This window comes from Thermaurantiacus tibetensis (genome assembly GCF_015354055.1).
GTDB lineage: Bacteria > Pseudomonadota > Alphaproteobacteria > Sphingomonadales > Sphingomonadaceae > Thermaurantiacus > Thermaurantiacus tibetensis.
Genome location: NZ_JACHTM010000004.1, coordinates 55,579 through 67,087, shown reverse-complemented (window position 1 = coordinate 67,087; position 11,509 = coordinate 55,579). Strand labels below are relative to the sequence as shown.

General features: G+C 73.5%; 11 protein-coding genes. 9 read left to right on the top strand and 2 right to left on the bottom strand.

Annotated elements, in window-relative coordinates:
• Nucleotides 1-62: 62 nt before the first annotated feature.
• From rpmG to H3H34_RS10795, 6 genes are all read left to right on the top strand, one after another.
• Nucleotides 63-230: a 50S ribosomal protein L33 gene (gene rpmG, locus H3H34_RS10820; RefSeq protein ID WP_194745309.1), complete on the top strand. Its 168-nt coding sequence runs from the start codon at nt 63-65 to the stop codon at nt 228-230.
• A 65-nt stretch (nt 231-295) separates the two neighbouring features.
• On the top strand, nt 296-529 hold the full coding sequence (locus H3H34_RS10815; RefSeq protein ID WP_194745308.1) for a DUF3572 family protein: 234 nt from the start codon (nt 296-298) through the stop codon (nt 527-529).
• Complete coding sequence (locus H3H34_RS10810) at nt 514-1,119, top strand: HAD family hydrolase (protein WP_194745307.1); 606 nt, start codon at nt 514-516, stop codon at nt 1,117-1,119. The genes H3H34_RS10815 and H3H34_RS10810 overlap by 16 nt, the downstream gene beginning before the upstream one ends.
• Nucleotides 1,116-1,574 (top strand): RidA family protein, encoded by a 459-nt coding sequence (locus H3H34_RS10805; protein ID WP_194745306.1) that lies wholly within the window; start codon nt 1,116-1,118, stop codon nt 1,572-1,574. The genes H3H34_RS10810 and H3H34_RS10805 overlap by 4 nt, the downstream gene beginning before the upstream one ends.
• A 1-nt stretch (nt 1,575) precedes the next feature.
• The gene (locus H3H34_RS10800) at nt 1,576-2,766 is read left to right on the top strand and encodes a GNAT family N-acetyltransferase (RefSeq protein WP_194745305.1); all 1,191 of its coding nucleotides are present in this window, start codon (nt 1,576-1,578) and stop codon (nt 2,764-2,766) included.
• Nucleotides 2,767-2,797: 31 nt separating this feature from the next.
• Entirely contained in the window at nt 2,798-4,267 is a 1,470-nt protein-coding gene (locus tag H3H34_RS10795; RefSeq protein ID WP_194745304.1) for an amidase, read from the top strand.
• Here H3H34_RS10795 and H3H34_RS13705 read toward each other — a convergent pair.
• Nucleotides 4,264-5,316, bottom strand: coding sequence for a PEPxxWA-CTERM sorting domain-containing protein (locus H3H34_RS13705; protein ID WP_235945763.1), 1,053 nt, complete (start codon nt 5,314-5,316; stop codon nt 4,264-4,266). The genes H3H34_RS10795 and H3H34_RS13705 overlap by 4 nt on opposite strands.
• Before the next feature lie 172 nt (nt 5,317-5,488).
• Between H3H34_RS13705 and H3H34_RS10785 the strand changes: the two genes are divergently transcribed.
• A complete protein-coding gene (locus H3H34_RS10785) occupies nt 5,489-7,102 on the top strand; it encodes a hypothetical protein (protein ID WP_194745303.1) in 1,614 nt (537 codons plus the stop codon).
• On the opposite strand, the gene H3H34_RS10780 is transcribed toward H3H34_RS10785, so the two are convergent.
• Nucleotides 7,026-8,582, bottom strand: a complete 1,557-nt coding sequence (locus tag H3H34_RS10780) for a bifunctional aminoglycoside phosphotransferase/ATP-binding protein (RefSeq protein ID WP_194745302.1) — start codon at nt 8,580-8,582, stop codon at nt 7,026-7,028. The two genes, H3H34_RS10785 and H3H34_RS10780, sit on opposite strands and share 77 nt — an antisense overlap.
• Before the next feature lie 71 nt (nt 8,583-8,653).
• Between H3H34_RS10780 and H3H34_RS10775 the strand changes: the two genes are divergently transcribed.
• A complete protein-coding gene (locus H3H34_RS10775) occupies nt 8,654-11,053 on the top strand; it encodes a bifunctional diguanylate cyclase/phosphodiesterase (protein ID WP_207790910.1) in 2,400 nt (799 codons plus the stop codon).
• Entirely contained in the window at nt 11,050-11,460 is a 411-nt protein-coding gene (locus H3H34_RS10770) for a BLUF domain-containing protein (protein ID WP_194745301.1), read from the top strand. Before H3H34_RS10775 ends, H3H34_RS10770 begins: the two co-directional genes overlap by 4 nt.
• The last annotated feature ends 49 nt before the right edge of the window (nt 11,461-11,509 follow it).

The following is an 11,509-nucleotide window of genomic DNA, read 5'->3' as shown; positions in this document are numbered from 1 at the left end:
CCCGCCCGCCCGCGGGGCCGGAATCCCGTCGCCCACGCCCGCAAGAACGCTCCGAGGTCCCCATGGCCAAGCCCACCACCGTCAAGATCCGGCTCGTGTCGACCGCCGACACCGGCTATTATTATGTGACGAAGAAGAACCCGCGCACCAAGACCGAGAAGCTCTCCTTCCGGAAGTACGATCCGATCGCGCGCAAGCACGTCGAGTTCAGGGAAGCCAAGATCAAGTAAGGCTGGGGGCGGCCGCCAAGGCCGGGAAAACCGCCGGCAGGCCCGCCGGGAGCGCGACCGACGGCATGGCAGACGACACCCTGTTGCTTCGCGCGCTCGCCCACATCGTCGCCGACGAGAGGCTGCGCGACCGCTTCCTGGCGCTCACCGGGCTTGACGCGGCAACGCTGCGCGCCCGGGCGGGCGAAGCGGATGTGCTGGCCGCCGTTGCGGCGTTTCTCGCCGGCCACGAGCCCGACCTGCTGGCGGTCGCCTCCGCGCTTGGCGTAGAGCCCGCGGCGCTGTGCGCCCGCTCCTGATTCTCGACTGCGACGAGGTCATCCTCCGCTTCGCCGCGCCCTTCCGGCAGTGGCTGGAGGCCGCCCACGGCCTCGAGCTTCGCTTCGACAGCTTCGCGCTCGTCGGCAACATCCGCCACAAGTCCGACGGCCGGCCGCTCGATCCGGCAGCCTTCCCGGCGCTGCTCGACGGCTTCTTCGCCGAGGGCCAGACGCTCCAGGCGCCTGCCGAAGGCGCCGTCGCGGCCATCACGGCGCTTGCCCGCGACATGGACGTCGCCGTGCTGACCAACATCCCGGAAGCCTACCGCGACATCCGCGCGAACGTCCTGCGCGGCTTCGGCCTCGACCTGCCCGTCCATGCCAACGATGGCGGCAAGGGCCGGGTGGTGAAGGCGCTGGCCGGGGGGCGCCGCGCGGTCTTCGTCGACGATCTTCCGCCCCACCACGCGAGCGTCGCCGCCCATGCCGCCCATGTGGGCCGGCTCCACATGGTGGCAGACCCGGAGCTGCGCCGGCTCATCCCCGCTGCCCCCGACGCCCATGCGCGCCATGACGCATGGGCAGAGGCCGAGACCTGGATCAGGACATGGATGGAGACCGCGCCATGACGATCGACGCCCGCCTCGCCGAACTCGGCATCGCCCTGCCCGAGGCAGCCGCGCCCGCGGCCAACTACGTCCCCTTCGTGGAGGCGGTTGGCCTCCTCCACATCTCGGGCCAGATCCCCTTCGACGCCGGAGGCCAGCTCATCCGCGGCCGGCTCGGCGAGGACATGGGCGTGGCCGAGGGCCAGGAGGCGGCGCGCCGCTGCGCCATCGGCCTCCTCGCCCAGATGAAGGCGGCGCTCGGCTCGCTCGACCGCGTGGCGCAGATCGTGAAGCTCAGCGTGTTCGTGAACTCGGCGCCCGGCTTCACCGACCAGCCGGAAGTGGCGAACGGCGCCTCCGACCTCATGGTCGCCGTGTTCGGGGAAAGGGGCCGGCATGCGCGTTCCGCCGTGGGTGTCGCGGTCCTTCCGCGGGGCGTGGCGGTCGAGATCGACGCCGTCGTCGCCGTCTCCTGAGATGGCAGACGGCGGGGCTGCCGGCCGGGTGCGGATCCTCCACCGCGCCGCCGACCTTCCCGCTGCCGACTGGGACCGGCTCGCCGGGCCGGACAACCCCTTCGTCTGCCACGCCTTCGTCTCGGCGCTCGAGGATTCGGGAAGCGCGGTGGCGCGCGCGGGCTGGCAGGCCGCCCACCTGCTCGCCGAGGACGCCGAAGGCCGGCCCGCGGGCCTCATGCCGGCCTTCGCCAAGGGCCACAGCCAGGGCGAATATGTGTTCGACCACGGCTGGGCGGAGGCCTGGCACCGCGCCGGCGGCCGCTACTACCCCAAGCTCCAGATCGCGACCCCCTTCACGCCCGCGACCGCGCCCAAGATCCTGGCCACCGATCCGGCCGTGCGGGCGCAGCTGGTCCGCGCGGCCGAGGCGGTGGTTGCGCATGAGGGCTGGTCCTCGGCGCACGCCACCTTCCTGCCGGCGGAGGACGTCCAGACCTTCGCTGCCGCCGGCTGGCTCGAACGCCACGACATCCAGTTCCACTTCGACGCCCGCGGCCTCGGCGGGTTCGCCGATTTCCTGGGCCAGCTCTCCTCGCGCAAGCGCAAGGAGCTCCGGCGCGAGCGCGAGGCCGCGCTTGCCGCCGTCGACCGGGTGGAGTGGCTGACCGGCTCCGACCTCACCGAAGCCGTCTGGGACGATTTCTTCCGCTTCTACATGGACACGGGCGGCCGCAAGTGGGGCCGGCCCTATCTCACGCGGGCCTTCTTCTCGCTCCTCTCCGAGCGCATGGCCGACCGGGTGCTCCTCGTCGTGGCGGTCAGGGGCGGGCGCCGCGTGGCGGGCGCGCTCAACTTCCTCGGCTCGGACTGCCTCTACGGCCGCCACTGGGGCTGTATCGAGGACATCCCCTTCCTGCACTTCGAGCTCTGCTACCACCAGGCAATCGACATCGCCGGCCACCTTGGCCTTGCCAGGGTGGAGGCCGGCGCGCAGGGCCCGCACAAGGTGAAGCGCGGCTACCGGCCCGTCATCACCCGTTCGATGCACCACTTGGCCGACCTGCGCCTGGCGGCAGCAGTCGCCGACTTCCTCGAGCGCGAGCGCGCCGCCGTCGCCCGCGAGGCCGCCCTCTTCGAAGCCGAGCTTCCCTTCCGCCACGGGCCTGCACCCGGCGAGGCGACACCACCCGGTTCCGCAGCGGGCGGTTGACCTGGCGCCCACGGGCGTGGAGGAGCAGGACATGCGCGTCCTCGTCCTTGCCCTGCTGCTCGCCGCGCCGGCAAAGGGGGCGGAGCCTCCGTCCGCAGCAGCTGCCGTCGAGGCGGCGCTCGCACGGATCGCGGCGCTCGAACCGCAGGTGAACGCCATCATCGATCTCGACCCGGCCGCGCCAGCCCAGGCCCGCGCGCTCGACCGCAGCCGGAGGGCCCCGGGGCCCCTCCACGGCCTCCCCGTCCTCGTCAAGGGCAACATCGCCGTTCGCGGGCTCGCCACCACGGCGGGCAGCGCCGTGCTTGCTGCCAATGTCGCAGCGGCGGATGCACCCCTCGTCGCCCGGCTCCGCGCCGCCGGCGCCGTCATCGTCGGCACGACCAACCTCTCGGAATGGGCCAACTTCCGCTCGGAATTCTCGATCTCCGGCTGGTCCACCCTCGGCGGGCAGACGGCCAACCCCTGGGCGCTCGCGCGCAACCCCTGCGGCTCCTCCTCGGGCTCGGGTGCCGCCGTTGCCGCCGGCATGGTCACGGCCGCCATCGGCACCGAGACCGACGGCTCGATCGTCTGCCCGGCGTCCGTCATGGGCATCGTCGGCATGAAGCCGACGCTCGGCCTCGTCAGCCGCAGCGGCATCGTGCCGCTTGCCGAAAGCCAGGACACCGCCGGGCCGATGGCGGCCGACGTGCCGACCGCAGCGCGCCTGCTCGCGGCCATGGCCGGAACCGACCCGGCCGACCCGGCAACCGCCGGGGCCGACCGGCACGCGGCTTCGCTCCGGGCGCCGCTGCCCGAGGGTGCGCTCGCCGGCGCGCGCATCGGCGTGCTGCGCTTCGCCACCACGGGCTCGGAAGCCGTCGGCCCGCTGTTCGAGGCCGCGCTCGACCTGCTGCGCCGGCAGGGAGCCACGCTGGTCGACATCGCCGACGGGCCGGACGCAGCCGACATCGGCGCCAACGAGTTCCTCGTGCTCAAGGCCGAGTTCCGCGCCGGCCTCGACCGTTACCTCGCCGCTGCGCCTCCGGCGGTTGCGGCGCGCTCGCTCGCCGACGTCATCGCTGCGAACCGCGCCCACCCCGAGGCCTTGTCCCTCTTCGGCCAGGACCTGCTTGAGGCCTCCCTCGAAGCTCCCGCGGCCGGGAGCGAGTCGCACCGCGCGGCCCGCGAGGCGGCGTTCCGCGCTGCCGATGGCTGGCTTGCCGCGACGCTTGCCCGCCACCGGCTCGACGCGCTCGTCGCACCGACCGCGCCGCAGGCCTGGCTCATCGATACGGTCAACGGCGATACGCCCCCGCGCTTCCCCGGCGTCTCGACGATTGCCGCAGTGGCCGGCACGCCGCACCTGAGCGTGCCGATGGGCGTGGCGCGGGGGCTTCCCGCCGGCCTGAGTTTCCTCGGGCCGCGCTGGGCGGATGCGCGGATCCTGGCGCTCGGCGCCGCCTTCGAGGCGGCGCGGGGGCCGCTGCCGCGGCCCCCGGTCTCCGTGTCGCCCTAGGCGAGCGCCGGCCGGCGGCGGCGGGCCATGCCGCCCAGGAGGCCGAAGCCGGCGATCAGCATCGCCCAGCTGGCCGGCTCGGGAATGACTCCGCCTCCCGGCGGCGGCGGGTCGCCGAGCCCGGTCAGGAACACGCCCGAGGCCGAGGTGAAGCTGAGCCCCGCGGGCAGCGGCCCCAGCCGCAGCGCCGAGCTGTTGGCGAAGTCGCAGCGGACGTTGCCGTTGCACACCGTCAGCCGGAACCAGCCGTCGACGAACAGCGTGGTCTCGCCGGTGGGCACCCAGAGCGTCAGCGACTTCGCATAGTCGTAGAGGCCCGAGGCCGGGTCATGGCCGGACCGCAGGTCGAAGTTCCACCAGGGGATGTCGGCGTCGAACGGGCCGAAGGCGCCGGAGCGGAAGGTGAACTTCGTCGTCGCCAGCTGATCGATGAGGCCATAGATCTCGAAGAAGGTGGTGCCGGTGCCGTCCGGATTGGGGGTGATGCACTGGCCGAGGCTGTTGCAGGTCCCCCCGCCGCCCGAGGACAGGCCGATGTAGCTGAAGCCGAAGGCAGAGCTGCCGCTGCCGGAGATCGCGCCGTCGACCGCCATGGTGAGCGTGACGGGAAGCGCCCCGCCGCTCGTGTTGGTGAACCAGATCGCATCGAGGACGCGCGCCTGGGCACTGCCCGAGCTGGCGAAGGGCCCGAGCGCGGCGGAATCGACGAGCACCTTCAGCTCGCCGCGGTCGAGGCTTGCCGACGCGACGGTGTCGACCCGGCCATTCGCGCCGGCATCGGCCAGCGTGGTGGCCCACACTTCGGTCGCGCCCGGCACCATCGGCCCGGCGTTCCACGCTCCCGTCGCGCCCACGCCGAAACCGGTCGGCTCGCCGACGAGCGCGCCGTTCCGGAACCAGACGTCGCCCAGCGCGCTGACGGTGAAACCGTTGGTCGTCTGCGCAGTGCCCCGGGCCTCGGCGAAGAAGCCGATCGGCACGTGCGCGGCAATCGCAGCAGTCGAAAGCAGGGCCGCAAGCGGTGCGGCAGCGACAAGTCCCTTCAGCATGGTCCACACTCCCGTGTTGGCGATGGCCCCCTTGGCCAGCAGTCGGGAAGCTGTTGGTGGACCGACGTTTACGCCATGCCCCATGTCGGGACAGGTCGGGACATGACGGGACATCGGCCGGGAAAGATGGTTGATGGCAGGCGCGCAAGGGCCGTGTTAGGCTCGGCACGCGATGCTCGACGCCAGCGGAACACAGGCAGGCATCCGGGCCGCCGAGCCCGGCGAGCGGGCGCGCCTGCGCGGCTGGAAGGAGATCGGCCGGCATTTCGGCGTTGACGAGCGCACCGCCAAGCGATGGGAGCAGGCCCGCGGGCTGCCGGTGCACCGGCTGCCGGGCGAGGCCCGCGCGCCGGTCTATGCCTTTGCCGACGAGCTCGACCAATGGGTGGCGCGGAGCCGCGCCGAAGCCGACATGGAGCCGGCGCCCGCGGCCCATCGTCCCGCCGCGCCCCTGCCGCACGCCGTTCTCTGGCGCCGGGTGGCGCCGCTTCTCCTCCTCTTGCTGCTGGGTTCGGCGCTCTGGTTCGGCTGGCGGGCGAGCGAGCAGGCCCGGCTCGCCGAGGCCCGCACCGGCGACCTGGTCCGCCTCGCCGCCGGCCAGGTCGCAGCGCTCAACGACCAGCTCGACAGCGCGCCCGGCCCAGTCGCAGTCCGGGCCGCGCTCGCCGCCGAGGCGGTCAGCGTCCTCGCCCGGATCGCAACGCTCGAGGGCGCGAAGCCACCGCTGCGGCGCGAGGCGGCCGAAGCCTGGCGGCGGCTCGCCGTGCTGCAGGGCGCGATCGACCGGCCGAGCTTGCGCGACCGCGAAGCCGCCCGCCGTTCGCTCGATGCAGCGCGCGCGCTGGTCGCCGAGGATCCGGCGCCCGATGCAGCCCGGATCCGTGCCGCCATCCTCGTCGAGGCGGCCCGCCTGGCGAGCGGCGCCGGCGCGCTGGCCGAAGCCGAAGCGCTCCTCGCCGAGGCGGAAGGCGTCGCGCTGGCGGAAGGCAGCGGAGCACTGGCAGCGGACTGGTGGCTCGCCCGCGCCGAGCTTGCAAGCTGGGCCGGCGACCATGAGGCCGCGCTCGCCGCGGCCCGGCGGGTCGCGCCCGAACCCGCGGATACGCCGGTCGTGACGCTCCGCCAGCTCCGGGCGCGCGACCTCGAAGCCGAGGCGCTCTACTATCGCGGCGCGCTTGCCGAGGCGCTTGCCGGCTACCGGGAGACGCTTGCGGCGGCCGAGGCGGCGTCAGCGCGCTGGCCGGACGACAATCGCCTCCGCTGGGCGCTGCTCCGCCAGCAGTGGAACCTCGGTTCGACGATGGTGACGGCCGGGGACCCGCGGCTGGCGCTGCCGCTGCTCGGCGCCGCACTCGACGGCTGGCAGGCGCTCGCCCGGGCCGACCCGAGCGACGCGGCGCTTGGCTTCTGGGTACGGGCGACCCGCCTCTCCTACGGGCAGGCGCTTGCCGCAGCCGGTGACCGGACGGCGGCGGCCGGCGTGCTGAGCGAGGCGGTTGCCGAGCGCCGGCAGTGGCTCGCAGACCGGCCGGCAGACGCCGACCGGCGGCGGATGCTGGTGAAGGGGCTCGCGTCGCTCGGCGACGCGCTCGCCGGCCTCGACCGGGCGCGCGAGGCCTGCCCGCTCTACGCCGAGGCGCGCAGGCTTCTCGAGGGGATGGCGGCCGACGGCCAGCGGACCGGGCTCGACCGGGACGAGACCGAAAGGCTCATCGCGGCGGCCGAGACCCGGCACTGCCCGGCGGCGGAGACCCATCAAGCTCGAGCAGCGCCTGCGCGCGGCTGACGACCGCGGCGAGCGGGCCCGACGCATCGATGGCGACGAAGGGCGCGGGCGGGCCCGGATCGATTGCCTCCTGCGCTTCGGCCACCCGCGCGTCGGCATCCGACGCATCGCCCACGCGCGAACCCACCCGCGCGAGCCGCACGGCGAGCGGTGCCTCGAGCCACAGGCCGTCGAAGCGGACCCCGGCCGCAGCCGCAAGCAGAGCGGCCGCCTTCCGGTCGGCGGGGTCGGCGTGGACGGCATCGAGCAGGACGGCCTGCCCGCCTTCGAGAGCCAGCTTCGCAAGCCGGTGCATTTCGGCCCTGACCGGCGGCCAGCTGCCCGGGCCGTAGGCCGACGGCGGCAGCCGGGTCTCGGGCGGCACGCCGTGGAGCCGCTTGCGGATCACGTCCGAGCGCAGGTGCCGGGCGCCGGGCGGTGCACCGAGCCCGGCGGCGAGCAGCCGCGCGACGCTCGACTTCCCCGTGCCCGAAAGCCCGCCGATGGCCACCAGCCGCGGCGGCACGGGCGCGTTGAGGCCGGTCGCCAGCGCCAGCAGCCGGCGTGCCTCGGCAGCCGCTGCGGAATCGCCCGTCTGGCGGGCGCGCGTGGCCGTCACATGGGCGCGGATGCTGGCCCTGACCGCCATCAGGAAGGGCAGAAGCGGCCCGGCCGCCTCGTCGGCAGTGAGATCCATCCAGCGGTTCATGACGAGGTTGGCCTCGTCGCGGAGCCCGCGGGCCCAGAGGTCCATCAGCAGGAAGGCAAGATCGTAGGCGACGTCGCCGGTCGCCAGCTCCTCGTCGAACTCGAGCGCGTCGAAGAGGATGGGCTGGCCGCCCACCATCGCGATGTTCCCGAGGTGGAGGTCGCCGTGGCCGCGGACCGGGCGGCGGGCGCCGAGCCGCGGCCGGAGCCGGGCGAAGGCGCGCACCTCGGTAGCGAGGAACTGCTCCACCGCCGCTGGCCCGAGGATGGCCGCCTCGGTTTCAAGGCTCCGCCGGTTGCCCTCCAGCACCGGCGCCAGGGCTCCGGCGCTGTCACTCGGCAGCGGCGCAAGGCTTCCCTGGAACGCGGCGATGGCGTCGGCGAGCGCGAGCGCTTCCGCAGGCGCGAGGGGCTGGGCCCGCTCGGCGAGCACGGCGCCATCGGGAAAGCGGCGCATCTCGAGCGCCCAGTCGATCGCGCTCCCGCCCTCCCCCGCGGTGCCGAGGCGGAGACCTTCGGGCCCCAGGACCACGGGATGGAGGCCGAGATAGACGTCGGGCGCGGTCCGCCGGTTGAGGGCAAGCTCGGCGGCAAGCGCCGCGCGCCGGCGCTCGGGAGTCGAGAAGTCGAGGTAGCCGAGGCTCACCGGCTTCTTGAGCTTCCACGCCCGGTCACCGGCGAGGAAGACGCTGGCGGCATGGGTGTCGATCCGGCGGGGCACGGTGCCGCCGAAGGGCCCGCCGGCCGCAAACCAGGCGAGCGCATCGGGTTCGGGTGCAGGCGCGGGGACCACGGAGATCCTGTGCCACGCGCAGGGCCGGGGCTCCAGCGCAGGCCCAAGCCCCGTCTGAAGCGCAGGCTGCGGTGGCCGTTACCGCCGGGGTGCAGGGCGCATTCGACACGCTGGCAACATGCCTGACAGAAGCGCATGACCTGCGCATCGTCGCGCTCGCCGCCGTCATCTGCACCATCGGCATGCACAGCGCCTATGCCATCGGCGGCGTCGTTGCGCGCAGCCCGCGTGGCCGGGACCAGCTCCTCTGGGGCGCGGCAGGTACGCTCGCGACCGCCAGCGCGATCTGGGCGACGCACTTCATCGCCATGCTTGCCTACCGGCCCGGGGTTCCGGTCGCCTTCGCGCTCGACGCGACCGTCGGCTCCTTCTTCCTTGCCGTCGCCCTCGTCGGCCTCGGCAGCCTGATCGCCATCGGCCGGCCAGGCCCCGGGGGCCGCACGCTGGGCGGGATCGTCTCGGGCCTTGCCATTTCGGCCATGCACTACACGGGCATGGCCGGCTACGACGTGCCCGGCACGCTCCACTGGAAGCCGAGCTGGGTGACCGCCTCGGTCATCTCCGGGGTCTTCTTCACCGTCGCCTCCGGCCATGCGGCCTGGTCGCGCCACCGGCTCGTGCGCCGGTCGGCGGGAACGCTCCTCATGCTCGGGGTCTGCGCCGCGCACTTCCTCGGCATGGCTGCCGTCACCGTCACGCCCGACCCCTTCCGCCAGATCCGCCCCGGCGCGCTGTCCAGCGAGACGCTTCTGGTCCTCGTCACCAATGCAGCGCTCCTCGTCCTCGCGCTGGCGCTTGTCGCGGTCTTCGTCTCGGTCCGCTTCGAGCGGCGCCGGCGGGCCGAGGAGCGGCGGCTGCGCGACTTCGCCGATGTCGCGGTCGAAGGCCTCCTCATCTGCGACGGCGACCGGATCGTCGGTCTCAACCGCAGCCTCGAGCAGATGCTCGGGCGCAGCCGCGACTCGGTTCTCGGCCGATCGCTCGCCGAGATCCTGCCGGGCATCGCCGCCGCCGCCGACGTGCCGGTCGGCCGCGAGCGCGACGCGACCGTGACGGATGCGGACGGCACGTCCATCCCGGTCAGGATCGTTGCCCAGGACATCGCGCTCGGCGACAGCGCCCACCGGGTGGTGGCCATCCGCGACCAGCGCGAGCGCCTGTCGGCGGAGGCCGAGATCCGCCGGCTTGCCCATCTCGATCCGCTCACCGGGCTGCCCAACCGCCGCAGCTTCGGCGAGGCGCTCGCCGCGCGGCTCGGCCCCGGGGCGCGGCTCGTCGGCCGGGTGGCCCTCGTCATGCTCGATCTCGACCGCTTCAAGCCGATCAATGACACGCTCGGCCACGCCATGGGCGATGCCCTGCTGCGCCGGGTGGCTGGCCGCCTGTCTGCCGCCCTGCGGGAGGGCGATCTCCTCGCCCGGCTCGGCGGCGACGAGTTCGCCGTGCTCGCGTCGGTTGCCGATGCGGCCGAGGCCGAGGCGCTGGCCGACCGGCTGATCGAGATTGCCCGCCGCCCCTATGTGATCGACGGCCATGTGCTCGAGATCGGCGCCTCGGCCGGGATCGCGCTGGCGCCTGCCGATGGCCGCACGCCCGATGCGCTCGCCCAGAGCGCCGACATCGCCCTCTATGCCGCCAAGGAAGCCGGGCGCGGCACCTGGCGCCTGTTCGAGACCGAGATGACGATGCGCCGCCAGCAGCGCCGGGACCTCGAGCTCGATCTCAGGCGCGCGGTCGCCCGCAGGGAGCTCCAGGTCCACTACCAGCCGCAGGTTGACGCGGCGACGGGCGCCTTCACCGGCGCGGAGGCGCTGGTCCGCTGGCACCATGCCGAGCGCGGCACCGTGCCGCCATCGGTCTTCGTGCCGCTTGCCGAGGAGATCGGCCTCATCGGCGAGATCGGCACCTTCGTCCTGCGCCGCGCCTGCGAGGACGCTGCACAATGGCCCGGCACGCTCACGGTCGCCGTCAACCTCTCGCCTCTTCAGCTGAAGGAGCCCGGCCTCGTCGAAACCGTGCTTGCCATCCTTGGCGAGACCGGGCTCGCTCCGTCCCGGCTGGAACTCGAGATCACCGAGACCGCGCTCCTCCACGACGATGGCTCCACCATCGCGACGCTCGCCGCACTGCGTGCCCGCGGCATCCAGATCTCGATGGACGATTTCGGGACCGGCTATTCCTCGCTCAGCCACCTCTCCCGCTTCCCGTTCGACAAGATCAAGATCGACCGCAGCTTCATCCAGCTCGCCCCCCACCATGCCAACAGCGCCTCGATCGTGCGCGCCATCACCACGCTCGGCCGCCGGCTTGGCATGGCCGTCACGGCGGAAGGGGTGGAGACCGAGGCCCAGCGCGCGTTCATGCTGGGCGAGGGCGCCAGCCAGCTGCAGGGCTACCTGATTTCCCGGCCGGTCCCGGCCGACGCCGTGGCCGAACTGTTCCGGGCGCACAGCCGCGTGGAGACCGGATGATGCTCTACCGCCTCGTCTACCGCAGCCGGGCCAATCTGCCGGAGGCCTCGGCGGAGGCCGAGGTTGCCGACCTTGTCGCGCGGGCCAGGGCAGCCAATGTGCGCATCGGCATCACCGGTGCGCTTCTCCACGTCGACGGTCAGTTCCTCCAGGCGATCGAGGGCCCGCTCGAGGCGGTCGAAGCGCTGTTCGAGAAGATCTGCTCCGACCTCCGCCACCGGGACGTGCAGCTGCTCGAGCTGGCACCCGCCGAGGAGCGGCTGTTCGGCGCCTGGGCCATGGAGCAGGTCGGACGCCACGAGGATGTCGTCGACCGCCTGCCCCTTTCGGTAGGGACTGCCGCGACGAGCGACGCGACGCTCGCTCTTCTCCGCGCCCAGCTTCCCCGGCTTCAGCGCCCGGGCTGAGACCCGCGAAAGCGGCTGGCCCTGTCCGCCCGCCGGGCGCTAAGGGCAG

Excerpts from the sequence above, each read along its gene's own strand:
- rpmG (WP_194745309.1), top strand. The coding sequence starts at position 63 with ATGGCCAAGCCCACCACCGTCAAGATCCGGCTCGTGTCGACCGCCGAC.
- H3H34_RS10805 (WP_194745306.1), top strand. The coding sequence starts at position 1,116 with ATGACGATCGACGCCCGCCTCGCCGAACTCGGCATCGCCCTGCCCGAG.
- H3H34_RS10795 (WP_194745304.1), top strand. The coding sequence starts at position 2,798 with ATGCGCGTCCTCGTCCTTGCCCTGCTGCTCGCCGCGCCGGCAAAGGGG.
- H3H34_RS10770 (WP_194745301.1), top strand. The coding sequence starts at position 11,050 with ATGATGCTCTACCGCCTCGTCTACCGCAGCCGGGCCAATCTGCCGGAG.
- H3H34_RS10815 (WP_194745308.1), top strand. The coding sequence starts at position 296 with ATGGCAGACGACACCCTGTTGCTTCGCGCGCTCGCCCACATCGTCGCC.
- H3H34_RS10800 (WP_194745305.1), top strand. The coding sequence starts at position 1,576 with ATGGCAGACGGCGGGGCTGCCGGCCGGGTGCGGATCCTCCACCGCGCC.
- H3H34_RS13705 (WP_235945763.1), bottom strand. The coding sequence starts at position 5,316 with ATGCTGAAGGGACTTGTCGCTGCCGCACCGCTTGCGGCCCTGCTTTCG.
- H3H34_RS10785 (WP_194745303.1), top strand. The coding sequence starts at position 5,489 with ATGCTCGACGCCAGCGGAACACAGGCAGGCATCCGGGCCGCCGAGCCC.